Source organism: Lentzea sp. NBRC 102530 (assembly GCF_030269365.1).
Classification (GTDB): Bacteria; Actinomycetota; Actinomycetes; order Mycobacteriales; family Pseudonocardiaceae; genus Lentzea.
On record NZ_BSTF01000018.1, the window covers coordinates 32,359 to 56,434 of the forward strand.

Genomic DNA, 24,076 nt, shown 5'->3' on the forward strand with positions numbered 1-24,076 from the left:
ACAGGTCTTCGCCTCCGTTTGGGTTCGACTAAGACCGTTCTACCGCCCTATTGGAGAGCGTCCAACGCCCGAATCGTCTCGACCGCGGGCAACCTCGGGGGCTCAGCGGCAATCGCCTTCCGCCCCAGCACCCACTCGGGCAGGTGATGTCGCAACGCGGCCCGCCCCTGCGCCGTGATGTCGACGGGAGCCGCCATCCCGTGCCCGTCGGGCTGCTCCCACGCGATCCACTCCCTGGCCTTGAGGACCTCCAGGTCGTCCGCGTCCCACTGCTTGGCGGGCCGGTGCTCCAGGTACCAACTGGTCGCCCCGCGATGCACACCACCCTGCTCGACGAGGGCGAGCAGCTTGACCTGCTCCTGCGTGACGGTGGTCGGGACGGTGCTCACGGCCTTGGCCTTGCGTCTCACAGGTCGTCGTCCTTCGGAGGTGGCGGACCCGAACGTCCCCGACAAACTCGGACAAGCTACGGCACGCATGCCTCCGCCTCCAGGAAGTTCCACGAACTGGTACGCGAGCGCTCAGAGCTCCTTCCCGAGTTCGGTGATTCCCTCCTGCACGACGCCGAGAAGCTGCGCCGCCTTCTCGAACTCCGCCACCAACTCCAGGAGCGCACGAGCCTCAGCTCTTTCCGAGCCGACCAACGACGCGAGGGCATCACGCAGCCGGTCGACGTCCGCAGCCATGCCGGCAGACCGCGTTCGCAACTCGAAGGCCACTCCGGAAAGCTCGGTGAGCGCGACTTTCGTGCGCCCGATCTCCCCGGAGTGCGCCTGCCCGGCATGGTCAGCCCGGCCCGTCGAGATCTGCCGGTGCCGGGGCCCGCCCAGCCATCCCTCCGTCCGGTACTCGAGCCACTGATCTCCCGGCTTCACCGCCACGTCCCGAGGCAGCCCGGCGTGGCGGCGATCTCGACGAAGAGCGAACCGGTCCGGGCCGACACGCGCGGACCGCTGACGAAAACACCCTCGGGCGGTGCCCACGCTCGCAAGCGTTCCGCGTGCCCGGCGTTCAAGGCGTCTACGACCTCGGCCATTTCGGCGAGGGTCGTCACGTCACCGAAGTGGGGAGCGAAGGTGATGTCAGGCGGGGCACTGGTGGTCACGAGGTCACTCCCGGCTGCGGAGTCGTTCGCGGGCGAAGCCTCCGTTGTAGCCGCGCGCGAGAGCGACGCCAATCCGCCGAAACAGTGAGCAGTGCGTGGTGGGCGCAACTGAGGCCCTTTCCAGGCGGAACCGCCCGGTACAGCGGTTGCTGGACATGGCCAAGACCTGGGGTGATGGCGCTGATCAAGCTCCCCCGCCCGTCCAGCACGACTGCCAGACGGCCCGTCAGCTCCGTCCTGCTGAGATCGACAAGCTGGTCGAGGCGTACCGCGAAGGGTGGAACGTGCAACAGCTAGCCCGGAGGTACAACATCCATCGATCAACGGTGGGTCTGTACCTCAAGGCCCACGGCATCGATACGAAGGCGAGAGCGCTTCGACCCGAGCAGATTGCCGAAGCTACAGAGCTCTACCAGGCAGGCGCGACCCTGGAGCACCTCGCCAAGCAGTACGGGCTCAGTGACAGCACGATCCAGAGGTACTTCCGTGAGTTCGGAGTGAAAATGCGGGAACGAGGACGGCGGCCTCACGAACGAAGTACTTCACCCAACTCAAGGTGAGTTCCCTGCAAGCCTCGCTTCAACCCGATCGAGCATGCGCATAAGCATGCTTGCCGTCATCACCGCCTCAGCAGCTTCGGTGACGTCATCAAACGAAACTTCACGGTGGCCAGATGGATTCCGCAAGACTGAATAGGCACCTTTGAACAGCATCATAGTGTCCTCGACCTCGCCAGGAGGCGCGACTGGATCAGCAAGCGGCCCACCAGACTTGAACGCCTTGATCATGAGATCGCCACCGATCACTTCATTGCCATAACCCGCAAGATGTCGGACTCGCACCTCGATCGCCTTCATAGCAACAAAAATTGCCATCTCGTACTCACCGAGCAGGAACTGACGTCGCACCTTCTGCTCCAACTGTGGATGTAAGTTGGATTGAATTCGGTTGACCGCCAGAACTTCCGCAACGCTCTTTTTGAGCGCTTCGCCTCCCCAACGGGTCACAATAATGGCAGCATCAGCCGTCTGCTCAGGCGATCGCGCGATCATGCCTTGAGATCGCAGCCACCCCATCGCTTCCGCGATCGCCTTACGCGCCTCAGGGTCATTGCCGTACCCAAGCCCAGCAGAGTCGTTAACGTAGGAGTTAAGTACATTCCACTCATTCCAATGATTACTTCTCACAATGTCTTCAAGCACCAGCATCGCGAGTTCATCAATCGGAAGAGCAAGGGCCTCAGCCGGACGCAAGCCGATCATCAATCGATTCCTTCCTCCGCATGACTCGACGAATCAGATTCAAGCGATGACGCGGCACGTTGAGCCTTAATGTTCTTGATAACAGTCAAGGCATGAGCCTCCTTGTTCTCCTGAGTAACATCACCCGCCCTCTTTACATTCACCTGTTGCTCCCAACCCGCATAATCCCGATCTAGCGCCTCGATCACGCGATCAATCCCAAGAAGTTGGTCTAGGTAAGCAGTGTTCAGATCGCTGATCGTCCTCCTAGGTGCCCCTCCACCGTATGAGGTAGCCTCGGGAACCAAGCGGCCAAGCAGAGTCACCAACGGCCACTTACCCGATGCGATAGCACGCCAAAATGCCTCACGAATCTTGGGCTGATCCTCTTGTATCCAGCCCCAGCGGTGAATGAGGTCAATCTCATCATCACTCACCTCTGATAGTTCAATCTGACTTACGCGATCAAACCTATCGGACAACGCGGATCGTAGTACGCCAGTAACGTCAGCCATCCACTCCCGATCCGGCTCACTTCCAGTGGCACGCAAAGCAAAGTCGATGGCGAATTCCATTCGATCAGCCTCAACGGTTGCCTTGATGAACGAGACAATCTGCTCATCCGCAAGGCGCGCCGCCAAGCGGCGAGACACGCCAATCAGATATAGTTCAGGAGATCCCAGGAACTGTCGAATCTTCAGAAGCTCCTTATAGTATCCAGATACGAAATGGAGCACATCGACCGGGTTCTCGATAGCGGAAGATTCAAGCAACGAGTCGATCTTTCGCAGCACCAATTCCGGCTTCTGCCGCATCCGCTGAGCCAACAGGTCCAGCTCTGAGCTACCGCTTCCCATCTGGGCCACCGCAGCCAGGACTACCCGATCAGAGATATCAGAGGCTGGTATACCGAATTGGAAATAACGGTCGAAGTAGTCCGAGCCGCCAACGCGTTTGCCGCGCGCCAAATCATTGTAGAAGTGTGAGCCATAGGTCATGTTCTCAACCGCAGACCGAATAGGCAGAAACAGCCCCGCCAGCAACCGAAGGGTCGACTCTCGCCTCGCTTCAGGCACCTTGGCGGCAGCCAGTATATCAAGCCAGCGTGCCTTTCTCTGCGCATTTCCTTCCTCCCGAAGCGAGCGCGCGATATCCCGTCCGGTCAGCTCAAGCTTTCGCGCAAGCACTACCGCATAGACAGCTGGCTGAAAAGTCCGCAAGAACGTAAGCATGAGAAAGTCCACAAAGTCAACCTCTTCATGCACGAGCGGGAAGATCGCACTAACTTGAGCCAAGAAACGATTGATCGCCCGTGGCTCTTTCAAGAAGCCCGCAAGGTGGAAGTGATACGCTTCACTAAGTCTACGAGAGTCATCATCAGAAAGTGTTACGCCGTACAACTTCATCAATTGTTCAAGCCCGCCATCAAGCAGGGATACCTGCTGCTCTTCATGAAGCGGAGGAAGATCAAGCCTGATCTGCACGATCTTCTCAAGGTAGTTCTGCGCACGATCTTCTGCATCATGAGCCAACTCTGACCGCATCAGAACATCAAGAACAGTGCGTTCGTCATACGCCAGCAAGTAGTAGACATTGGGAAGACGAGCCGCCAACCGAATCATCTTGAAGACCGCAAGGAGTTCCGTCGGCTGAAGACGATCAATATCGTCGATGATCACAAGGATCTTTTGGTCAAGCTTTCGCAGTTCCTCTTCAAGTTCTAGCCGGCGAACTTCCGCCGAAGCATCGCCTCGCAAGACCTCGGCGAGCTTGCTAACCATCGCACTCACATCGACACCAACCAGCGAGGCAAGCTTCCCCAGCGGTGCCACCGTTTCTGCATATGAACCCAGCTTTTGTCTAGCAGCCTTAAACTTCTTCTCTGGAAGAGCGGTTCCAAGGGCACCAAAGAAGCTCTGCAATAGCGATTCAACGTCAGAAAAGAGCCATGGATTAAATTTGACCACCTGCCACCCGTTCGCAGCAGACGTCAAATCCTCCTGCACGAGAGAAAGGATTGAAGATTTACCACTTCCCCAAGGTCCGATCAGCGCCAGCACAGATGTCTCACTTTGCTCGCCAACCTGCCCGCAGAGCTTAACTATCTGGCGAGCAAAGGCAAGACGCTGAAGCTGGTCGGCGTCTTTCCCTGGAATAGGGTCGTCAGCAAAGAAGCGGCGGTTCATGGACAGATGATACGCGTAAGGAACTGAAGACGACAGATGTAGCCACAGCTAGGTCACGGCAGGCTGTGGAGCCACCGAAATCGCCAATGGTTCAACCATTGAACTCGCAAGAATGACCACTTTTTGTCAACCAGTCCAGCAAGGACCCGAGAAGTTGCTACGTCCCTTGAGTCGGCCGCGCGGCTACGGACCGCTCTCGACGCCGTGTCTAATATTAACGATCTTGAACAGGACGGTTTGAGGGCAAGAACCGGACACCACCGCACTTGAGCTGCGGGAACCTTCAACCTACGCTGCACCGCTCAGTGTTCAGTCAGCCTCACCGGGTAGCTATGCGGTCCCCGAGATGGGAATCATGAAGAGGTCACCACTGACCTCAAGGAGCTTGAGATGAGCATCCTCAGCGCCAGCACCACCGTGCGCACGCGTGACGGCTTGAAGCTGGCGGGCACGTTGGACGTACCTGACGGTTCGCCTCGGCACGCCGCGCTCTTGGTGCATGGCGCTGGTGTCACTCGCGAAGAGGGCGGCTTCTTCACTCGCCTTGCTCGCAGCCTCGCCGACGCCGGCATCGCCTCGCTCCGGTTCGACCTGCCTGGTCATGGTGAGAGCCAGGGGCGTCAGGAGGACCTGTCGCTGTCCGCGGTGCTCAATAGCATCAGCTCGGGGCTGAATCACCTGCACGAACTCACCCGCTTGACGGCCGCCCCCTCGATCATCGCAGCCAGCTTCTCGGGTGGCACTGCGGCCTACTACGCCGCCAAACGCCCCGACGCGATCGACCGTCTGGTGCTTTTCAACCCACTCATCGACTACAAGAAGCGCTTCGTCGACGAAAAGAAGGCCTGGGAGAACGGCTACATCAACGATCGTGGCGCTGAGCAGCTCGCCGAGCACGGCTTCGTCGGTCACTCGCCGACCTTCAAGCTCGGCAGGCCGATCCTGAACGAGGTGTTCTGGTTGGCTCCGAGGACCGTGCTCGGCGAGATCGTCGCACCGACCTTGATCGTGCACGGCACCGAGGACACGTTCATCCCAGTGGAGTCGTCGCGCGAAGCCGACCGCCAGCTCACCTGCGAGCACAAGCTCCTGGAACTCGAAGGCTCACAGCACGGCTTCGCTGTCCACGACGACCCGGAGTATGCGCACCCGCAGAGCCAGAAGTGGCAAGCAGAGGTGATCGAGACAGTTCGAGGCTGGCTCAGCTGACGTCGACCGCAGTGACGCGCCGAGCCTCGCGAGCTACCACGAGTTTCCTCGGCGCTGTCGCTGCTCGAACTCCTTCTCCTCTCGGCGTTGCCGCGTCATCTCTGCAATGTCGAGAACACCACCGGATTCCACGACACGGGCGATCAACTGGTCGATGGCGGCAGCCGGAACGACATAGCGCGTACGCAGCCTGACCGCAGGGAAGGCGTCCTCCTGGATCGACCTGTAGATGGTCGATGGGGTGACGCGCAGCAGCCGCGAGGCTTCGGCGACGGTGTAGAACAGCTTCTTTGGTTCATCAGCTGTGTTCACTTCACCAGGTTGGAGGTACGCGGCTTCATGCTGATGGCGATGGAACAACGCGCGAGCGAACGAAGACCGTCTAGCTGCGAGAACCGCTCATTTCTGCGCTGAACAGCCACGACCTCAGCGCCGCACGACCTACACGACGGCTTGCAGTTCCTTGACCGCCGGACGGTTCTGCCACGGCGCCAACACCTTGACGACGCGCTCCAGCTCCCGATGCGTGCGCTGCGAGCTGGCATTGTTCGCGCGCTTCGCCGACTCCAAGCCGGTCTTCGCCGCCTCATCTGGCTCCCCGGCAAGCGCCAAGGAACCCGCCATCCAGGACAGGAAGAAGCCGTAGTCGCGCGGCGAGAAGCTGTTCTCGGTGAGTGACTGCCCGTAGAGCTCAACGCCGTGCCGCGGCTTGCCCGCCTCGGTGTAGCAGACAGCCGTCTGCATGGTGAGCAGCGTGTCGTTGTAATGCGCTCCCAACGTGCACTCGTCCACCCGGCTGGCACCGAGGAGTTGCCGTGCTTCGCCAAGCTTGCGCTCCACCGCGCCGAGGGACACGCCGAGCATGGCTTCGGCTCGTGCCTCTTGCTGGGCGGCCTCGGCCTGCACTCGGAGCGGCAGGTTCCACGCACCGCCACGAACAGCCTGAGAGAGGTCCAGCATCCGATGCGGGTTGCGCTCGTCGTAGGCGAGCTGCGCCTTCTTGAGCAGCACATAGCCCTGCAAAGCTATGTCACCGACCACCTGCGCCCACTCGATCGCGCGGTCATGCCAGTACAGGGCTCGGGTCAGGTCTCCAGCATCGCGGTACAACCAGCCTGCGAACTCCCCGCACTCTGCGCCAAGCGAAAGCAGTTGGTGACGAACACGTGGCCGCACTTCGCGTGCAGCTTCTTCGATCGCTCCAAGGATTCCGAGCACGATCGGGAGCGGCGGCGTTTTCGTGGCGTCCGAGCCGCCGTCGCTTGACTTGCAGCTTGCAAGTTGCGCCTTTAGTCGCTGAACCAGATCGGTGTCGAGGTAGCGCCTAGCGTCCTCCATCGCGGCTGCGACGTGTTGGTGCGCTTCAGCGTCCAGTGCAGGAAGCGCGGAAGCCAAGACGCTGAACCTCAGAAGCGAACGCCGGCTCAGGGGACTCATCGCGTCCTCTCTGCTTAGCGTGGCAAGCCCAGGGAACCCGTCCCTCGCGATTGCACTCGGGTCAACAGGCAGCAGCACCGGCTTGCCATCCACCAATACAGGAAAAATCACTGCGCCAGGCGGCACCGCAGTCACCTCAGGTGAAACCAGCTCGCCTTCCACAACCCTGGCTTGCTCGCTAGCTCCAGCACTGAGGAGTTCGTCGAGCTGCTCAAGGGACACCTGCAGGCAGCGAGCCAGCTTGGGCCGAATCCAGGCCTGAGGCCCTTTGACGAAATCCCCGGCGTCCCAGCGACGCACGGTGCGCACATCGATGTTCAGACGCTCGGCCAGGGCTTCTTGCGAGAACCCCATCGCCTCACGGCGTTTGGCGAACGGACTTTGCTTGTGGTCCACCGTCGCCCTCCCCCATGCGCGCGTCCGCTCGTTTCACCAGGTCATCGCTGCCATGTCCGGCTTGTGTCCGGGAACCGCCGACCCACACGCCCTGTGTTTGGCCCGATACGACCAGTTTGGTGAGCGTACGGCCACACCCGGCCGAACGGCAACGGACGGCAGGAGAGGGCATGAACAGGCAAAAGGCGGAGCCCTCGATGCACCCCGATGACCGGCAGGATCAGCGACGCTGGACGCCCCCGACGCCCGTCGCTGATCCTGTCACCCACTCACCTGGCCGCCCGCTCATCGGTTACATCCGGGTGCGGCCTGACACCTCGGAGACGCGATTCGAGGTACTCCGCCGTGCAATGGCGGCGTTCGCCAGTCGCGAAGGGTTCGTCATCTCGCGAATCCTCGTGGACCGGACGTTTGAACACACTGCGGCATTCACGGAACTTCTCGCCGCACTGGGCGACGGCGAAGCCCGTCACGTACTGGTCCCCGCCCTCCACCACTTCGGTCACTGCGATGGCGTGCAGTTGGCCATGAAGGAGTTGCTGGAGTCGAACGGTGCTCGCGTGCTCCTGTTGTTTCCATCGCAGGCCGCAGGAACCGCGTCGTGACTGCTGTGGTGTCCAAGCCGCGAGAAAGTACGACTCCAAGCCTTCAGACGTTCGGTGAGACGCACCTCTATGAACTGATGTTGGTTGCCGCGCCCAGCGCCACCACCTGCGCTGATCTCTTGGTTCGGTTCGCGGCCCGGAAGTGGCATCTAGACATGGCCTGTGAGCGAGACGTTAGCCAAGTCGCCACCCACCTTACGGCTCATGCCGTCGAGGCTGCACCGAAACAGTTGGTCCCCAAACACGTGCACCTGGATTCCCTGAGTCTGCTCACGCTCCGCCTGCTGCTCACTCCGCGCGCTGTGATCGCCGAGGTTTGGGACTCCGGCACCGCGGCGCCCGACCTCTTCCCCGTCGCGGGAGCAGTGGATGGAGGCTGGCGCCTGCTTCGTCCCGGAGGCCGCCTGCTGTGGTGCGCCGTCGATCTCCGGCTGACCAAGCAACCAGGCCAGGCTCGGACGGCCGCCGGCATACCCCACCGGGTGCGACCTCAAGGAGCAGCGCGGCCAAGTGTCGCCATGCGCGACTCCGGCCTACTCCAGCAGGTTCTCGCAGGACTGCGCGCTCTGGATGTCGGCGACGACTAGGAACTCATGGGCCTGCGATAGCGGTGCCCTATTTCGCTCGGTGCACCAATTCAGGAGGGGAGCAGCGTATGACGCAGTTGGTATCGATACCGCTTGCGCAAGCTGGCGATCATCAGGTGAGGACGTCTGCGGCCAAGCTTCGTGCGGGCGTCGTGGGGCTCGGCAAGCAAGCGCTTGAAGACCACGTGCCCGGCTTGCTCGACTCGGAAGCCGCCGAGCTCGTGGCCGTCTGTGACTCGAACGGCGACGTGCTCCGCGAGCAACAGTTCAAACTGCATGTGCCCGGTTACACCGACGCCGAGGCGATGTTCGCCGCAGAAGACCTCGACCTCGTCGTCGTATGCACGCCGCACAACGAAGGCAGGCACGTCGTTGAGGCCGCTGCGGCAAACGGCATCCACGTGCTCAAGGAGAAGCCGTTCGCCACCACGATCGCGGAGGCCCAGCAACTCGCGGACCTCTGCGAAATGTCTGGCATCAACCTGATGGTGACGCTCCAACGGCGCTTCAACCCCATCTACACGAGCTTCACGCAGCTGGCCGACCAGATCGGCGTTCCGTTCATGGTGGAGGCCGCGTACACGTTGCACACGCCTGACCCGTCGGAGGGCTGGCGCGGCAGCACCCAGCACGCGGGCGGCGGCTGCATCATCGACATGGGCTACCACCTGATCGACATGTTGCTCTGGTACTTCGGGCTGCCGGACCGCGTGCTGGCCGACATGTCCGTGGGCGCTCGCCCGGATCGCCAGTACGACGCCGAAGACACCGCGCTGATCCACTTCAGCTACGAGAGCGGGTTATACGGCTCGTTGCTCCTGTCGCGGTTCATCGGGCCGAAATCCGAGCAGATTCGCCTGATCGGCAACAAGGGCATCGTTCACCTCGAACGTGGCCGGATTCGGCGGCTGACCAACGACGGTCAAGTCGTGGAGTCTCTGTCGCGCGAACAGGCGTGGCCGTCTGCCGCCGCTAGCCAGATCAACCACTTCTGCCGGGTCATCGAGGGCCTGCGGCCGAACGTCAGCGGACCGCGCGAAAACCTCGCCCACCTGAGCTTCATCCAGAGCTGTTACGAGTCCGCGCGCACGCGGTCTTACGTCAACCCGAAGGAGTTGCTGTGAACTCACCTCTGGCGTTGCTCGGCGGAGAACCGGCCATCCGCCAACCGCGTCCGCACTTCAGCTGGCCGCCGATCACCGAGCAAAGCAAGCAGGCGGTGGCCGACCAGCTGGCCGAGAGCGTGTCCATCTACGACCGTTCCGGCGTGGTCGCCGAGCTGGAGGACGCACTCGCCGACTACTTCGGCGTGAGGCACGCCGTCCTGATGAGTTCGGGCACCGCGGCGTTGCACGCGATGTACGCGGCCAGCCTCATCGAGCCCGGTGACGAAGTGATCGTGCCCGCCTACACCTTCTTCGCCACTGCCACGCCGCTCCTTCACCTCGGCGCGATTCCGGTGCTGGCTGACTGCGATGAGACCGGCAACATCTCCGTGACGGAGGTGGCGGCGAAGCTGACGCCGAAGACAGCGGCCATCGTGGCAACGCACATGTGGGGTATCCCGGCCAATCTGCCCGCTCTGCGGGCGCTGGCTCAGGAACATCATCTGCCGCTACTCGAAGACGGCTCGCACGCACACGGCGCGAGCCTCGGTGGACAGCGGGTGGGCGGCTTCGGCCAGGCGGCCGCCTTCTCGATGAACGGGCCGAAGCCACTGTCGGCGGGTGAGGGCGGCTTCGTCCTCACCAACGATGACGACACGTACTTCCGCACGCTGATGTTCGCCCACTACAACAAGCGGTGCCGCACCGAGATACCGAGTTCCCACCAGCTCCACCGCTTCGCCGTCACGGGGGCGGGGCTGAAGTTCCGCATTCACCCGCTGGCCGCCGCCTTCGCATTCGAACAGCTGTCGCACCTCGATGAGTACCTCGCCGGCCGCGCCCACATCGCCAAGCTGATGTGCGACGAGCTCCAGGAGCTCCCCGGCATCGAAGTACCGCGGATTCCTGACAAGCATCAGGCCGCCTGGTACGGCCTGCCTCTCACCTACGTGCCGGACGAGCTCGGCGACGTACCCGTAGAACGCTTCCACCAAGCGCTCCTGGCTGAAGGCCTTAGCGAGGTCGACCGGCCCGGATCAACCTGCCCGCTCAATCAGCTCCCGCTGTTCCAGAGCCCCGCGGTCCTGTTGCCACATCAGCCAGAGTTCGCGCAGCTGCACTACCAGCCGGGCCAGTTCCCGGTGGCAGAGCTGGTGCACCGCCACACCCTGAAGCTTCCGGTCTGGCACAGGGAGGAAGATGTGCCGCTTGCGCGCGCCTACGTGGACGGCATCAAGAAGGTGGTCGAGCACCACCACGACCTCAAGGGATAGAGATGATCGACTCCGCACTGCTGGAACAGCTCGTCGCCGAAGCCGAACGCGACGAAGTCGTGCAGCTCGTCGTGGGAGCCGTCGTTGAGGACGACGAGAAGGTGCTTCTCCTCAAGCGCCCTGCCGACGACTTCATGGGCGGCATCTTCGAGTTGCCCAGCGGCAAGGTCGAGCTGGGCGAGGACCTGAACACCGCGCTCGTCCGTGAGGTCGAAGAGGAGACGGGGCTTCAGGTAGTCGTTGCCACGGCCTACCTCGGAAGCTTCGACTACACGTCAGGTAGCGGCAAGAAGAGCCGACAATTCAACTTCGTGGTGACTGTCGACTCGCCCGGGCCGGTCGTACTGCAGGAGCACGACGAGTACCGCTGGGCACCGGTCGACGAGGAGCTTCCGGTGACTGATGCGGTGAAGAAGGTGTTCGAGACGTATCGGGAGCAGCGCGCGAACTAGACAGCCACGAACGGTGCCTCGCCGAGCGGGGCACCGTTTTGGGCTTACTGCCCAAAACGTCGTCTCGGGTCCGGCGTCAGCGCGACCTTGAACGTGCGCAGTGTATCCGCGCCGTTGCGAACTACGCAGTCAAACGACTTTGATACGTCATCATCCGGACCTCCAGCTAACCCACCCCCGAGAACAGCGCGAATATTGATACCGGCCCTTGACCTAAGATCAGCGCTTGATCCCGTGCGGATTCCGCCATCGGACAACTCAGCTGTAACTCGTACTTGCTGACAGCATCCAAAGGAACACCCTTTATGGAAATAACCGCCCAATAAGGGTCTCCACTTGACCTATCCCCCAGCGTTGGCACAGCGGTGCACGAATAGCGCTTACCTGAGTCCACCGTGTCCTTGTAAGTACCGAGACCAGCTAATGTCACAAAACAGTCAACCTCGCCACTCTTCGCAGCCTGTTCAACGGCCGCGCGGTCAGCGGCCGCGCTTACTGTTCGATTGAACTATCAGGTATCCAGCAGCAGCAATACCTAAAATCACTAGCAAGCCGACAGCCGCAGACACGAACGTCCTACGGCGTGGAAAAATAGCCCGCAAAGAAGGTCCGTGGCGACGTATATTTCGCGAGACGCGTTTCACCGTGGACTTCAGCACCTTCCCCTCTGAAGCAATCGCAAGTTGCTCAGCCCAATGATCTATAAATTCGTCTAACTTCATCATCATAGGTTTGAAGGGAACCGCGAACTCATACTCATCGTCGACTTCTCTAACAACTTCCATCGCGGCCTGGGCTATAGGACCAGCAGGCAGCGCAGCAAACGGCGAGAAAGATCACTCTAACGGCTGTCCCGACAACCCTACGAGGTAGCTCCGCCGAACAGCAATCACAAAACCGCGATTGACTAAATCCGCCTTGACGAAGGCGGTTTCGCACCACCGGAAGCGCCCTCTCGTCTGTGCGTCACAGAACCATAGGCTATGAGCCTGGCTCAGGAGATATTGAAGGGACTGGTGCGCAAGGCCGAGGAAGGCAGCACTCTTTTCTGCACTCCCCTCGGCTACCTCAACACGCGTAACGTGGTCGGCCGCATCAGCATCTCCTCGGTCATCCTGGACCCCGAGCGAGCCGAGATCGCGCATTGGTGTTTTGAGCAGTACGCCACTGGAAAATGGAACGGCGCTGATCTTCTCTTGGCCGCGCGGGCTAGAGAACTTCTCGCCCGTCCGACTGCCAAGAACCTGACCATGGAACTCAGCCTGACCGGCTTCTACTACATTTCACAGAACCCGTACTACATGGGAATCGTGCCGTATCGGGGAATCCACTACGAGGGGAAACATCCCGCACTGGTCGAGCCAGAAGCGTGGCTGGCGGTACAAGACGTGTTGGCCGCAAACGCTCACGACGGCGAGAAGGACCGCACGCACAACCACTATTTACGCAGCACGATCTTCTGTTCATCGCGCAAGGGAAGACTGGACTACTCGCAGAGCAGCGGAAACGGCGGCAGCTATGCCTATTTCCAGTGCGTCAAGAAGAAGACCAGGCACAACAACTGCACTCGGCGAGCATTAGGGGTCGAGCTCATCGAGAACGGCATCGCTGTCTTCTACGCGGGCTTCCGCCTCGAACAGGAGCGCCGAGGAAATCCGGACGAGTATCCGGAGCGAGTTGGCCGGACAGCGGGCAGAGGGCGCGCAGCGCATTGCCCGCGCTATGAAGCGTAAGAACCTCTTGGGCGGCGAGCGCCAGAAGCTGTTGCAGGCGCACTACGCCGGTGCCATCCCCGGTGATCTGCTGGCTTCGGAGATGCGGCGGTTTACGCGTGAGCTGGCAGAAGCAGACGTGGAGATCGAAGCAGCGGGCGTCAACACGGTGGAGCTGGCAGCGATCCTGGACGCTGCACTGCGCGCGGTGACCAACTGCGAGGCCGCCTAGCTGCGTGCGCCGAACCAGGTACGACAGCAGATCAACCAAGGATTCTTCAAGAAGCTGTACATCGGCGAAGACGGCAGCGTCGAGGAAGCCGAGCTAACAGAGCCGTTCGCGGCGCTCCTCGCTGAGAGTGCGACATGCGTCTTACCGACCGAGCATTCCCGCCTCCGAGGTGGAGGCGGATCATGCGATAAACGGCGGCAGCATGGCGTCTCAAATCGCTGTACGACCGCTGGCACTGGTCGCCGCTAGTGGCCGTGGCCGGTGGATCTGATCTTGCGCGAGGGGCGTTCTGGACGGCAGAAGACGCCGTTACTGACCGTGTTTACGGCGCAACGCCCGGCGATTTCATTCGCTTGGGCGTTGGTGTGAATAAGACCTATCTGGTGGGCGCGACAGGGATCGAACCTGCGACCGCTCGGGTGTAAACCGAGTGCTCTTCCGCTGAGCTACACGCCCCAGCCCCGACGACGGCAAGCCGCAGGGGTACAGCTACATCATGCCCGAAGCGCGGCCACGGCCTTCTGCCAGCCCGACTGGTCGCGCGCCTCGCCCGGAGCGTTCACCTCGGCGAAGCGCACCACGCCGTCGAGGTCCACCAGGAACGTGCCGCGCACCGCCATGCCCGACGAGGCGTTGAACACCCCGTAGGCCTGCGCCACGGCCCCGTGCGGCCAGAAGTCGGACAGCAGCGGGAAGGTGTACCCCTCCTGGTTGGCCCAGGCCTTCAGGGCGAACGGGGAGTCCACGGACACCCCGAGCACCTGCACGGCCGCGTCCTCGTAGACCGCCAGCTCGTCACGCAGCTGGCACAGCTCGCCCCGGCAGGTGCCGCTGAAGGCGAACGGGTAGAAGACCACGAGCACCGCGCGGGTGCCGCGGAACGACGACAACGTCACGGGCTGCTTGTTGTAGTCGTTGAGCGTGAAGTCCGGGGCTTCCGAACCGACCTCGACCGCCATGTGACGAACCCCTCCGAACGAAACCGACGAGGGAACCCACGAACGCGAGTCCGTGGGTCGGCCCTGTGTCAGGTCAGCGCTTGGCCTTGGCCGACTTCGGCCAGACGAGGCGGATGCCCGCCCAGTCGTCGGCGACGCTGATGTTCGAGGTCTGCGACAGGCCGGCGGTGGGCACGGCCTCGGCGACGTCCGAAGGCTCCACGTGGCCGGGGCGGCCGGTCTTCGGGGTGAGAACCCAGATCACGCCGTCCTCGGCGAGCACTCCGGTGGCCTCGAGGAGGGCGTCGACCAGGTCGCCGTCGTCCTCCCGCCACCAGAGCAGCACGACGCTCACCGTCTCGTCGGCATCCTCGTCGAGGAGATCGCCCCCGATTCGCTCCTCGACTGCGGCACGCAAGGCGTCGTCAACGTCCTCGTCCCAGCCGAGTTCCTGGACGACCATGCCTGATTCGATCCCGAGCTTGTCGGCGACGCCGAGCTTGCCGGCGTCTTCCGCGGCGACCACGGTTTTCACTCCTCCAACTACGCAAGAGCGACAGCCTCAAAGACTGCCGCCAAGTCCGTTACTCCGGCTAGCGAACACTGTCAGCTACCTCCGGCGCAACTGTTGACCACGTGACACGCCGTAACAGGCACCCCTGTGCAGACACCTAGACTTGCATGACGCATGCTCTACATACCTCTTATCGCGCGCGCGTGAGCGACACGATCCAGAACTACCGACCGGTAGCGATGACGAAGTCGCCACGCAAGGACAACGATAGGAGCGCGTGGCACGGTTTCCGGGCCAGCGCGTGTACCGCCAACGAAGCCGAGGAGACACCTTGAGCCCGCAGAACACCGGCCCCGAGCGGGTGCGTGTCATTCGTGACGGCATGGCCGCTCACCTGCCGGACATCGACCCCGAAGAGACCTCCGAATGGCTCGAGTCGTTCGACGAGGTCCTCAAGGGCGGCGGGCAGCAGCGGGCGCGTTACCTGATGCTGCGGCTGTTGGAACGTGCACGCGAGAACCACGTCGGCATGCCGTCGCTGACCAGCACCGACTACGTCAACACCATCCCCACCGAGCGGGAGCCGTGGTTCCCCGGTGACGAGGAGGTGGAGCGTCGTTACCGTGCGTGGATCCGCTGGAACGCCGCGATGACGGTGCACCGCGCGCAGCGGCCCGGTGTGGGTGTCGGTGGCCACATCTCCACGTACGCGTCCAGCGCGTCGCTCTACGAGGTCGGCTTCAACCACTTCTTCCGCGGCAAGAACCACCCCGGCGGCGGCGACCAGATCTTCATCCAGGGTCACGCCTCGCCCGGTGTCTACGCCCGCGCGTTCCTCGAGGGCCGCCTGTCCGAGCACCAGCTCGACGGCTTCCGCCAGGAGTACTCGCACGCCGGTCTGGGCGGCGGCCTGCCGTCGTACCCGCACCCGCGCCTCATGCCGGACTTCTGGGAGTTCCCCACGGTCTCCATGGGCATCGGCCCGATGAACGCGATCTACCAGGCGCGGTTCAACCGCTACCTGCGCGACCGCGGCATCAAGGACACGTCCGACCAGCACGTGTGGGCGTTCCTCGGCGACGGCGAGATGGACGAGCCGGAGTCGCGCGGCCTGCTGCAGCTCGCCGCGAACGAGCAGCTCGACAACCTCACGTTCGTCGTCAACTGCAACCTGCAGCGCCTCGACGGCCCGGTGCGCGGCAACGGCAAGATCATCCAGGAGCTGGAGTCGTTCTTCCGCGGCGCCGGCTGGAACGTCATCAAGGTCGTCTGGGGCCGCGAGTGGGACGCGCTGCTGCACGCGGACCGCGACGGCGCGCTCGTCAACCTGATGAACAACACGCCCGATGGTGACTACCAGACGTACAAGGCCAACGACGGCGCGTACGTCAAGGAGCACTTCTTCGGCCGTGACCCACGCACGAAGGCCCTCGTCGACGCCATGAGCGACGACGAGGTGTGGAACCTCAAGCGCGGTGGTCACGACTACCGCAAGGTCTACGCGGCCTACAAGGCGGCGACCGAGACCGTGGGCCAGCCGACCGTCATCCTCGCCAAGACCATCAAGGGCTACTCGCTCGGTCCGCACTTCGCGGCCCGCAACGCGACGCACCAGATGAAGAAGATGACCCTCGACGACCTCAAGGGCTTCCGCGACAGCCTGCGCATCCCGATCTCCGACGAGGTGCTCGAGAAGGACCCGTACCTGCCGCCGTACTACCACCCCGGGCAGGACTCCCCGGAGATCCAGTACATGCAGGAACGCCGTCGCCAGCTGGGCGGGTTCGTGCCGGAGCGCCGCACCAAGTCCAAGGCGCTGGTGCTGCCGGGCGACAAGGTCTACGAAGGCGTCCGCCGCGGTTCGGGCAAGCAGGAGGTCGCCACGACGATGGCGTTCGTCCGCCTCGTCCGCGACCTCGCGAAGGACCCGGAGATCGGCCCGCGCATCGTCCCGATCATCCCGGACGAGGCACGAACGTTCGGCATGGACTCCATGTTCCCGACGCAGAAGATCTACAACCCGAACGGCCAGGCGTACACCTCGGTGGACGCCAACCTGATGCTCGCCTACAAGGAGTCCGAGCAGGGCCAGATCCTGCACGAGGGCATCAACGAGGCGGGTTCCACGGCGTCGTTCACGGCGGTCGGCACGTCCTACGCCACGCAGGGCGAGCCGATGATCCCGATCTACATCTTCTACTCGATGTTCGGCTTCCAGCGCACGGGTGACGGCCTGTGGGCGGCGGCGGACCAGATGGCGCGCGGCTTCGTGCTCGGCGCCACCGCGGGCCGCACGACGCTGACCGGTGAGGGCCTGCAGCACGCCGACGGCCACTCGATCCTGCTGGCGCACACCAACCCGGCCGTGATCGCGTACGACCCGGCGTGGTCGTTCGAGGTGGCGCACATCGTCAAGGACGGTCTGCGCAGGATGTACGGCGAGAACGCCGAGAACATCTTCTACTACATGACGGTCTACAACGAGCCGTACGTGCAGCCGGCCGAGCCGGAGGACCTGGACGTGGAAGGCCTCCTGCGGGGCCTCTACAAGTACCAGGACGGCCCGCAGACCGGTGGCCCGCGTGCCCAGATCCTCGGCAGCGGCGTCGGCCTCCCGTGGGCGCTCAAGGCCCAGCAGCTGCTGGCCGACGAGTGGGGCGTCTCCGCGGACGTGTGGTCCGCGACGTCGTACTCGGAGCTGCGCCGCGACGCCGTCGAGACCGACCGCCACAACCTGTTGCACGTGGACGCCGAGCCGCGCGTGCCTTACGTGACGCAGGTGCTCAAGGACGTGCAGGGCCCGGTCGTCGCCGTGTCCGACTGGGCGTCGGCGATCCCGGACCTGATCCGCCCGTACGTCCCGACCGACATGACGACCCTGGGCACGGACGGCTTCGGCTTCTCCGACACCCGCCCGGCCGCGCGCCGCCACTTCCTGGTGGACGCGGAGTCCGTCGTCGTCGCGACGCTGGCCGCCCTGGCCAAGCGCGGCGAGGTCGAGCAGTCGAAGGTCGTCGAGGCGGCCCGCAAGTACCGCATCGACGACGTGCAGGCGGCCGGCCCGTCCACGGGTGACGCCGGTCTCGCGTAGTTCTCGTCCGGAAGGGGCCGTTCCGCACGCGCGGGGCGGCCCTTTTCACGCCCTGAGGGCGTGCTCGGTGAACTGACCGGCCGTGGTGAACCCGAGACGCCGGTAGACGCTCTCACCGTCCTCAGAGGCTTGCAGGACGGCAGTACGGCACCCCTCGGCGCGTGCGGTGTGCAACGCCGCCGCGGTGATCGCACCGCCGTAACCGCGCCGACGGTCCGTGGCGAGGGTCGCGATGTTGTAGATCCCGGCCACACCGGCGTGCAGGAACACCTCCGCCGTGCACACCGCACGGCCGTCCACGTACCCGACGAGGTAGCGCGCGTTGCTCACCAACGCGTGTGGGGCGGTCATGGCGTAGAAGCGGCGGACCGTGTCGGCGGGCGGGTCCCAGTTGGCGGCGAGGACCTCGGCGTAGTCCGCGAGTTCCGCCGCAGTGGTGACGCGGCGGATCTCCAGGCCCGCGACGTCCGGCGAGGGCAGGGTGCGGTCGAGGTCCAGCCACATCGCGGCCTCGGTTTCGGACGGTTCGAGCCCTTCCGCCGTCAGCCTGTCGCGCAGGCCGGGGTCGTCGCCCGCCCACCACGAGAACGGGCGGCCGGTGGCGCGGATCGTGCGCACCGCCTCGGGCACGTCGGCGGTGACGCGGGCCGCCGCGACGACGTTGAACGTGTCGTCGGGCAGCCCGCTGTCCGCGATGAGCAGGTCATCGGTCTCGATGACGGTCGCGCCGGGCAGGTGGCGGTGCAGGTGGCAGGCGTGTTCGGCGAGGTTGCGTTCCATCCGGCCGGGAAGGTCGATCACACCGTCATCTGACCACGATCAGCACTGCACGAGGGGCTGCCCCGCCGTCAGCGGACCGTCGGCGCGGGCGTCCAGCAGCAACGGGATCAGAGCCCGCGCCTCCTGCTTCAGCGGCACGATCCGGTCACCGCCCCGCAGGTACTGCGACTGGATGCCGTGCAACGCCAGTTCGTCCTGCACCTCGGTGTGCTGCGCACCGGTCAGCACGTACGCGCACGGTGCGGGCACCACGTCGGACGGGTCCGGCGGCTGGTTGTCGGCACCGCCGAAGTAGACCGGGCCCGACCGGACCGCGCGCGAGGCCGCGTTGGCCGCCTCGATGCCCGAACGGTTGTCGCGCACGAACGACCGGGTGCCGTCCAGGGCCTTCAAATGCGACTCCACGCGGTACGACGGGGTGTTGTCGACGTTGGTCTCGACCAGCAGGCCCATGCCGTGCTTGAGGCCGCCGGTGTTGCGCAGGATGCGTTCCTGGCCGTCCCCCGCGACCTGGCGGATCGGCTCGCCGGTCACCGGGTCGACGTAGATGCCGTAGACGCCGGACGTGCGGCCGGCCGCCTCGACGGAGGTTCGCACGTAGGAGCGGGACAGCGACTCCGACAGGTCGTGCACGCCGTCAGCGACGTTCAGATTCCGCGGCCACAACCAGAGGACGTCCTTCACGTAGTAGGGCGCGGAGGGACCGAACTCGTGCAGGTCGTGGATCACGTCGGGCTGCCAGTCGCGGATCACGGCGGCCATCGCGCGGGCTTCTTCCGAGCGCAGCAGCAGGTGGTCGCGGTTGATGTCGGTGCCGGACGAGTTGCCGCGGGTGTCGGCGACGCGGCCGTCCGGGTTGGCGTTCGGCACGAACAGGTAGGTGACGGACGACGTGCGCGGCAGCGAGCGCATGCGGATCAGGCACGCCTCGCGTCCGGCGGGTTCGTCGCCGTGCTGGGAGCAGATGAAGAGAACCACGGTGCGCGCGGTGCGGGTGCCCACGCGCACGAGCTGGATCGGGCGGCCCTGGGCGGTCGTCCCGATCTGCGTCAGGGGCAGGCCGGTCGCGCGCAGGTAGGCCTGTTCCTCGGCCTCGGTGGTCCACTTGCCGGTGAGCTCGAACCCGGTGCGCAGGGGTGGCGCGGCCTGAGCAGCGGGGATGGCTACCAGCGACGAGACGGCGGTCAGCAGAGCGATCAACAGTCCCCTCATAGGGGAGACTTTGCCGCCTGTGTCAACCGCCGGGCCGTGCGATTCCAGTCGATGAAGCCGTGGATGACCAGGCCCGCGAAGATGATGTAGACGAACGCGCTGAAGTACAGGCCCGACTGGATCTGCAACGGCACGCCGACCGCGTCGACCACCAGCCACACCAGCCAGAACTCCACCAGGCCGAGGCCCTGCAGCGCGAACGCGAGGATCGTGCCGACGAAGATCGCGGCGTCCGGCCACGGCGCCCACGAGGCGTCCAGCGCGTCCAGCACCAGCGCGAACGCGGCGGTGCCCACGACGAACACGCCGGCGACGGCGATCCGTTCCCGCCAGGAACCCTTGCGCACCACCACGCCGAACACCGGGTCCCGCCGCCGCACCCAGGCGTACCAGCCGTAGACGGCGATCGCCCCGACGACCACCTGCCGCGTCGCGAGCCCGCCCAGGTGCGCGGACACGTAGACGGTGAACAGCAGGGCGACGGAGGCCAGCTGAACGGGCCAGGTCAAGAGTGAACGGCGTTGCGCGAGGAACACCACCGCGAGCGCCAGCACCTGTCCGACCAGCTCCGTGTACGCGATCTTCTGGCCGAAGATCGTCAGTCCCACCTCGTGCCACACGGCTTGTTCCTCCGCGGTTCAGTCGCAGTACACCGGTGTTTCCTACGGTCCCACCATGTCATCTTCCTTAGCACTGGCGCTCGTGCCTTTGTTCCTCACCGCGCCCACGACGCCCGTCATCACACCGACGGTCGTCACGCAGACCTTCAGCGAACCGGCCGACGCCGACGACCCGGCCATCTGGGTGAACCAGCGCGACACCGAACGCAGTGTGGTCCTCGGCACGCTCAAGGAGGGTGGTCTCGCGGCGTTCGACCTCAGGGGCCGCACCATCGGCGTGTACCCGGCCCCGCTGCCGCCGGCGCCGGACGCGAAGCCCGGCCGGTTCAACAACGTCGACGTGCTCGGCGACCTCGCGTTCGTGAGCGACCGCGGCCGCGACCGCATCCGGGTGTTCCAAGTGGACGAACACGGCGCGAAGGACGTCACGAACCCCGCCACCAAGCCGGTGTTCAGCGGGACCGAGGCCGAGGTCGACGACCAGCACACCGTCTACGGCCTGGCCGCCGGCAGGATCAACGGCCACGACGTCGTCGTCACCAGCCGCCGCAACGAGACGAGCATCGCACTCCTGAACGTCGTGAAGGGCAGGAACTACGACACGAAGAAGGTGTCCACTCTGGACCTTCCGAGCACCTTCACCCTGCCCAACGGCGAGCAGTGGACCGTGTGCGGCGAACCCGGTGAGGGCCCGCAGGTCGAGGGCATGGTCATCGACGAGCGCACCAACACCCTGTACGCCGCCCAGGAGGACGTCGGCATCTGGCGGATCCCGTTGCGCTCCACCGGTTTCGGCAAGCCGCAGCTGGTCGACAAGGTCCGCACGTGGGGTGCGCCGCAGAGGTACAACCCGGAGACCGAGGAGTGCGAGGCCGACGGCCCGAACCCCGGCTTCGGCGGCAAATGGCTCGAAGCCGACGCCGAGGGCCTCACGATCGCGAACGACGTGCTGCTCGCGTCCAGCCAGGGCGACTCGCGGTTCGTCGCCTACCGCAAGGCGGACATGAAGCCGCTCCGCGACTTCCGGGTCAAGGACGTCGAACACTCCGACGGCGCCGACATCGTGCTCGGCAAGCTCAACCTGCTCGTCGTGCACGACGGCGAACGCCCTGATGGCACCGGTTTCGCGTTCATCAGGTTCTAGTCTGTCCCGATGGGGACGACGCTGAGCCTTCACGAGCTCAACAGGGCACTGATCGAACGCCAGATGCTGCGCGAGCGCGCCGACCAGAGCGCGCTCGCCACCATCGAGCACCTCTTCGGCATCCAGGCCCAGGAACCGAAGTCGCCCTACGTCGGCCTCTGGACGCGTCTGCGGAACTTCCAGCCGCAGGAACTCGAAGACCTGCTGACGAACCGCGAGGCGGTGCGGATGCTGCTGATGCGCGGCACGATCCACCTGGTCAGCGCCCGCGACGCCCTGGGCCTGCGCCCCCACACCCAGCTCAAGCTCGACCGCGAACTCCAGAGCGGTCCGTTCGCGGCCAGGCTCAGGGGCCTCGACTTCGACGAGGTCGCCGAGGCGGGCCGCAAGATCCTCGACGACACCCCGCAGGGCACCGCGGACGCCGGCAAGCAGCTCAAGGAGCGCTGGCCCGACCGCGACCACACCGTCCTCGGCAACGCCCTGCGCAACAAGCTCGCCCTCGTGCAACTGCCGCCGCGCGGCCTCTGGCACCAGAGCGGCCGCGCCGTCTGCACGACCGTCGAGAACTGGCTCGGGCAGCCGCAACAGGCCATGGACAAGGAAGAGATCGTCCTGCGCTACCTCGGGGCGTTCGGCCCGGCGACGGTCATGGACGCCCAGCAGTGGTCCGGTCTCACCAGGCTCACCGAGACGTTCAACGCCCTGCGCCCGCAGCTCGTGACGTTCCGGAACGAGGCCGGCAAGGAGCTCTTCGACCTCCCCGACGCCCCGCGCCCCGACCCGGAGACACCGCTGCCGGTCAGGTTGCTGCCGGAGTTCGACAACATCCTGCTCGCCCACTCCGACCGGCGGAGGGTCATCGCGGACGACCGGCTCGGCGTCGTCATCGGCGGCAAGCCCACGGTCCTCGTCGACGGCTTCGTCGTCGCCACCTGGGCGGTCACCAAGGAACGCACGATCACCGTCGACTACATCGACGCACAGCCCAGGAGCAGGCAGAAGGCGGTCGCCGAGGAGTGCGACCGCCTTCGGGACTGGATGAGCTAGGCCGCGACGTCGACGTGCGCGCCGTCGCCGACGACCAACCGGTGCTGGCGCGCCGACCCGACGCGGGCCCCGCGGCCGATCAGCGAGGTCTCGATGCCCGACACGTTGTGCACCGAGGCCTCGTTGAGCACGATCGAGTCGGCCACGCCGGATTCGGTGATCCGGCAGTCCGCGCCGATCGACGTGTACGGGCCGATGATCGACTCCTCGACCAGCGTGCCGGCCCCGATGATCGCGGGTCCGACGATGCACGACCGCACCACGCGCGCGCCCTCCTCGACGACGACGTCACCGATCAGGGTCGACTCGTCGTCGACGATGCCCTGGACGTCCGCGCGCAGGCCCATGAGCAGTTCGCGGTTGCACTCCAGCACGTCCTCGACGCGGCCGGTGTCCTTCCAGAACCCGGAGTACATCCGCGCCCGCACGTCACGTTCGTGCGTCACCAGCCACTGCAGCGCGTCGGTGATCTCGAACTCGCCGCGCCACGACGGCTCGATCGCGTCGACGGCCGCGTGGATCGCGGGTGTGAAGAAGTAGACGCCGATCAGCGCGAGGTCGCTGCGCGGTTCCTGCGGGTGCTCGATCAGCCGCGTCACCCGCGAGTTCTCGTCCACCTCGGCGACGCCGTACAGGCGCGGGTCCTCGACCTTGTCCACCAGCACCTGGGCGGACGGCCGCAGCCGCGCGAACTCGTCGGCGATCTGCCCGATGCCCTCGACGAGCACGTTCTCGCCCAGGTACAGCACGAAGTCGTCGTCCCCGAGGAACGGCCGGGCGATCCGCACGCAGTGCGCGACCCCCAGCGGCACGTCCTGCCGGAGGTAGGTGATCGACACGCCCAGGTAGGACCCGTCGCCGAACAGCTCGGAGATCTCCTGCCCACCGCGGTCGTCGCCGACGACGATGCCGATCTCGGTGATGCCGACGTCCCGCAGGTTCTCCACCACGTACTCGAGCACCGGCTTGTTCGCGATGGGGACGATCTGCCGGGGTAACGAGTATCCGGCCGGGCGCACGCCCGCGGACAGCACAAGGGCTTTCATTGGTCCTCCACCGCGACGGAACGATTCGGGTGCAGACGAGGCTCCGGCCGCCCGCTGGATCGGAACTGGAGAACCCCCAGAACACGAGGAAGGGGCCCCGCGCAGGATGTTTGCGCGGGACCCCTTCCAGGAGGTGAGA

At 64.6% G+C, this 24,076-nt stretch carries 24 protein-coding genes and 1 tRNA gene; 11 read left to right on the forward strand and 14 right to left on the reverse strand.

Annotated elements, in window-relative coordinates; translation table 11 throughout:
* Positions 1-47: 47 nt before the first annotated feature.
* The 3 genes from QSK25_RS36220 to QSK25_RS36230 all read right to left on the reverse strand — a co-directional run bounded on the left by QSK25_RS36220 (position 48) and on the right by QSK25_RS36230 (position 1,105).
* Positions 48-410, reverse strand: a complete 363-nt coding sequence (locus QSK25_RS36220) for a hypothetical protein (RefSeq protein ID WP_285645146.1) — start codon at positions 408-410, stop codon at positions 48-50.
* Between the two features lie 111 nt (positions 411-521).
* A complete protein-coding gene (locus QSK25_RS36225; protein WP_285645147.1) occupies positions 522-875 on the reverse strand; it encodes a hypothetical protein in 354 nt (117 codons plus the stop codon).
* Positions 872-1,105, reverse strand: a complete 234-nt coding sequence (locus tag QSK25_RS36230; protein WP_285645148.1) for a hypothetical protein — start codon at positions 1,103-1,105, stop codon at positions 872-874. The genes QSK25_RS36225 and QSK25_RS36230 overlap by 4 nt, the downstream gene beginning before the upstream one ends.
* A 155-nt stretch (positions 1,106-1,260) precedes the next feature.
* On the opposite strand from QSK25_RS36230, the gene QSK25_RS36235 reads away from it, so the two are divergent.
* The gene (locus tag QSK25_RS36235) at positions 1,261-1,665 is read left to right on the forward strand and encodes a helix-turn-helix domain-containing protein (protein ID WP_285645149.1); all 405 of its coding nucleotides are present in this window, start codon (positions 1,261-1,263) and stop codon (positions 1,663-1,665) included.
* Here the strand turns inward: QSK25_RS36235 and QSK25_RS36240 are convergent.
* Positions 1,657-2,367: a TIGR02391 family protein gene (locus tag QSK25_RS36240; RefSeq protein ID WP_285645150.1), complete on the reverse strand. Its 711-nt coding sequence runs from the start codon at positions 2,365-2,367 to the stop codon at positions 1,657-1,659. The genes QSK25_RS36235 and QSK25_RS36240 overlap by 9 nt on opposite strands.
* A complete protein-coding gene (locus tag QSK25_RS36245; protein ID WP_285645151.1) occupies positions 2,367-4,532 on the reverse strand; it encodes a KAP family P-loop NTPase fold protein in 2,166 nt (721 codons plus the stop codon). The genes QSK25_RS36240 and QSK25_RS36245 overlap by 1 nt, the downstream gene beginning before the upstream one ends.
* Before the next feature lie 390 nt (positions 4,533-4,922).
* On the opposite strand from QSK25_RS36245, the gene QSK25_RS36250 reads away from it, so the two are divergent.
* Entirely contained in the window at positions 4,923-5,741 is an 819-nt protein-coding gene (locus QSK25_RS36250) for an alpha/beta hydrolase (protein WP_285645152.1), read from the forward strand.
* A gap of 33 nt (positions 5,742-5,774) precedes the next feature.
* Here the strand turns inward: QSK25_RS36250 and QSK25_RS36255 are convergent, their stop codons facing one another.
* A complete protein-coding gene (locus QSK25_RS36255) occupies positions 5,775-6,053 on the reverse strand; it encodes a helix-turn-helix domain-containing protein (protein ID WP_285645153.1) in 279 nt (92 codons plus the stop codon).
* 129 nt (positions 6,054-6,182) lie between these two features.
* Complete coding sequence (locus QSK25_RS36260) at positions 6,183-7,574, reverse strand: helix-turn-helix domain-containing protein (RefSeq protein WP_285645154.1); 1,392 nt, start codon at positions 7,572-7,574, stop codon at positions 6,183-6,185.
* A gap of 170 nt (positions 7,575-7,744) precedes the next feature.
* On the opposite strand from QSK25_RS36260, the gene QSK25_RS36265 reads away from it, so the two are divergent.
* The 6 genes from QSK25_RS36265 to QSK25_RS36290 all read left to right on the forward strand — a co-directional run bounded on the left by QSK25_RS36265 (position 7,745) and on the right by QSK25_RS36290 (position 13,542).
* Positions 7,745-8,179 carry a serine integrase family protein gene (locus QSK25_RS36265; protein WP_285645156.1) on the forward strand — a complete coding sequence of 145 codons (435 nt, stop codon included), beginning with the start codon at positions 7,745-7,747 and terminating at the stop codon, positions 8,177-8,179.
* A gap of 655 nt (positions 8,180-8,834) precedes the next feature.
* Positions 8,835-9,890, forward strand: coding sequence for a Gfo/Idh/MocA family protein (locus QSK25_RS36270; protein WP_285645157.1), 1,056 nt, complete (start codon positions 8,835-8,837; stop codon positions 9,888-9,890).
* Positions 9,887-11,146 carry a DegT/DnrJ/EryC1/StrS family aminotransferase gene (locus tag QSK25_RS36275; protein ID WP_285645158.1) on the forward strand — a complete coding sequence of 420 codons (1,260 nt, stop codon included), beginning with the start codon at positions 9,887-9,889 and terminating at the stop codon, positions 11,144-11,146. The genes QSK25_RS36270 and QSK25_RS36275 overlap by 4 nt, the downstream gene beginning before the upstream one ends.
* Before the next feature lie 2 nt (positions 11,147-11,148).
* Positions 11,149-11,598 (forward strand): NUDIX hydrolase, encoded by a 450-nt coding sequence (locus QSK25_RS36280; RefSeq protein ID WP_285645160.1) that lies wholly within the window; start codon positions 11,149-11,151, stop codon positions 11,596-11,598.
* A gap of 983 nt (positions 11,599-12,581) precedes the next feature.
* Entirely contained in the window at positions 12,582-13,331 is a 750-nt protein-coding gene (locus tag QSK25_RS36285; RefSeq protein ID WP_285645161.1) for a recombinase family protein, read from the forward strand.
* Positions 13,321-13,542, forward strand: a complete 222-nt coding sequence (locus QSK25_RS36290; protein WP_285645162.1) for a hypothetical protein — start codon at positions 13,321-13,323, stop codon at positions 13,540-13,542. The genes QSK25_RS36285 and QSK25_RS36290 overlap by 11 nt, the downstream gene beginning before the upstream one ends.
* A gap of 381 nt (positions 13,543-13,923) precedes the next feature.
* Here the strand turns inward: QSK25_RS36290 and QSK25_RS36295 are convergent.
* From QSK25_RS36295 to QSK25_RS36305, 3 genes are all read right to left on the reverse strand, one after another.
* A tRNA-Val gene (locus QSK25_RS36295) sits at positions 13,924-13,998 on the reverse strand.
* A 38-nt stretch (positions 13,999-14,036) separates the two neighbouring features.
* Positions 14,037-14,501 (reverse strand): peroxiredoxin, encoded by a 465-nt coding sequence (locus QSK25_RS36300; RefSeq protein ID WP_285645163.1) that lies wholly within the window; start codon positions 14,499-14,501, stop codon positions 14,037-14,039.
* Positions 14,502-14,574: 73 nt separating this feature from the next.
* Positions 14,575-15,006 carry a DUF3052 domain-containing protein gene (locus QSK25_RS36305; protein WP_189159311.1) on the reverse strand — a complete coding sequence of 144 codons (432 nt, stop codon included), beginning with the start codon at positions 15,004-15,006 and terminating at the stop codon, positions 14,575-14,577.
* 319 nt (positions 15,007-15,325) lie between these two features.
* Here QSK25_RS36305 and aceE point away from each other — a divergent pair, with 319 nt between their 5' ends.
* Entirely contained in the window at positions 15,326-18,085 is a 2,760-nt protein-coding gene (gene aceE, locus QSK25_RS36310; RefSeq protein ID WP_502881927.1) for a pyruvate dehydrogenase (acetyl-transferring), homodimeric type, read from the forward strand.
* A gap of 45 nt (positions 18,086-18,130) precedes the next feature.
* Here the strand turns inward: aceE and QSK25_RS36315 are convergent, their stop codons facing one another.
* From QSK25_RS36315 to pnuC, 3 genes are read right to left on the reverse strand one after another with little or no spacing between them, the layout of a single operon-like run.
* A complete protein-coding gene (locus QSK25_RS36315; RefSeq protein WP_285645164.1) occupies positions 18,131-18,886 on the reverse strand; it encodes a GNAT family N-acetyltransferase in 756 nt (251 codons plus the stop codon).
* An 18-nt stretch (positions 18,887-18,904) separates the two neighbouring features.
* Positions 18,905-20,077: a M14 family metallopeptidase gene (locus QSK25_RS36320; RefSeq protein ID WP_285645166.1), complete on the reverse strand. Its 1,173-nt coding sequence runs from the start codon at positions 20,075-20,077 to the stop codon at positions 18,905-18,907.
* Complete coding sequence (gene pnuC, locus QSK25_RS36325; RefSeq protein WP_285645167.1) at positions 20,074-20,697, reverse strand: nicotinamide riboside transporter PnuC; 624 nt, start codon at positions 20,695-20,697, stop codon at positions 20,074-20,076. The genes QSK25_RS36320 and pnuC overlap by 4 nt, the downstream gene beginning before the upstream one ends.
* A gap of 55 nt (positions 20,698-20,752) precedes the next feature.
* Here pnuC and QSK25_RS36330 point away from each other — a divergent pair, with 55 nt between their 5' ends.
* Complete coding sequence (locus QSK25_RS36330; RefSeq protein ID WP_285645168.1) at positions 20,753-21,841, forward strand: phytase; 1,089 nt, start codon at positions 20,753-20,755, stop codon at positions 21,839-21,841.
* Positions 21,842-21,850: 9 nt separating this feature from the next.
* Entirely contained in the window at positions 21,851-22,891 is a 1,041-nt protein-coding gene (locus tag QSK25_RS36335; RefSeq protein ID WP_285645169.1) for a winged helix DNA-binding domain-containing protein, read from the forward strand.
* Here the strand turns inward: QSK25_RS36335 and QSK25_RS36340 are convergent.
* Positions 22,888-23,937 (reverse strand): glucose-1-phosphate thymidylyltransferase, encoded by a 1,050-nt coding sequence (locus QSK25_RS36340; protein WP_285645171.1) that lies wholly within the window; start codon positions 23,935-23,937, stop codon positions 22,888-22,890. The genes QSK25_RS36335 and QSK25_RS36340 overlap by 4 nt on opposite strands.
* Positions 23,938-24,076: the final 139 nt, after the last annotated feature.

What these genes read in the sequence shown, in the direction of transcription:
- QSK25_RS36280 (WP_285645160.1), top strand. Translation starts at nt 11,149, where the DNA reads ATGATCGACTCCGCACTGCTGGAACAGCTCGTCGCCGAAGCCGAACGC.
- QSK25_RS36320 (WP_285645166.1), bottom strand. Translation starts at nt 20,077, where the DNA reads ATGAGGGGACTGTTGATCGCTCTGCTGACCGCCGTCTCGTCGCTGGTA.
- QSK25_RS36330 (WP_285645168.1), top strand. Translation starts at nt 20,753, where the DNA reads ATGTCATCTTCCTTAGCACTGGCGCTCGTGCCTTTGTTCCTCACCGCG.
- QSK25_RS36340 (WP_285645171.1), bottom strand. Translation starts at nt 23,937, where the DNA reads ATGAAAGCCCTTGTGCTGTCCGCGGGCGTGCGCCCGGCCGGATACTCG.
- QSK25_RS36245 (WP_285645151.1), bottom strand. Translation starts at nt 4,532, where the DNA reads ATGAACCGCCGCTTCTTTGCTGACGACCCTATTCCAGGGAAAGACGCC.
- QSK25_RS36240 (WP_285645150.1), bottom strand. Translation starts at nt 2,367, where the DNA reads ATGATCGGCTTGCGTCCGGCTGAGGCCCTTGCTCTTCCGATTGATGAA.
- QSK25_RS36235 (WP_285645149.1), top strand. Translation starts at nt 1,261, where the DNA reads ATGGCCAAGACCTGGGGTGATGGCGCTGATCAAGCTCCCCCGCCCGTC.
- QSK25_RS36270 (WP_285645157.1), top strand. Translation starts at nt 8,835, where the DNA reads ATGACGCAGTTGGTATCGATACCGCTTGCGCAAGCTGGCGATCATCAG.
- QSK25_RS36250 (WP_285645152.1), top strand. Translation starts at nt 4,923, where the DNA reads ATGAGCATCCTCAGCGCCAGCACCACCGTGCGCACGCGTGACGGCTTG.
- QSK25_RS36335 (WP_285645169.1), top strand. Translation starts at nt 21,851, where the DNA reads ATGGGGACGACGCTGAGCCTTCACGAGCTCAACAGGGCACTGATCGAA.
- QSK25_RS36290 (WP_285645162.1), top strand. Translation starts at nt 13,321, where the DNA reads ATGAAGCGTAAGAACCTCTTGGGCGGCGAGCGCCAGAAGCTGTTGCAG.
- QSK25_RS36265 (WP_285645156.1), top strand. Translation starts at nt 7,745, where the DNA reads ATGAACAGGCAAAAGGCGGAGCCCTCGATGCACCCCGATGACCGGCAG.
- QSK25_RS36285 (WP_285645161.1), top strand. Translation starts at nt 12,582, where the DNA reads ATGAGCCTGGCTCAGGAGATATTGAAGGGACTGGTGCGCAAGGCCGAG.
- QSK25_RS36300 (WP_285645163.1), bottom strand. Translation starts at nt 14,501, where the DNA reads ATGGCGGTCGAGGTCGGTTCGGAAGCCCCGGACTTCACGCTCAACGAC.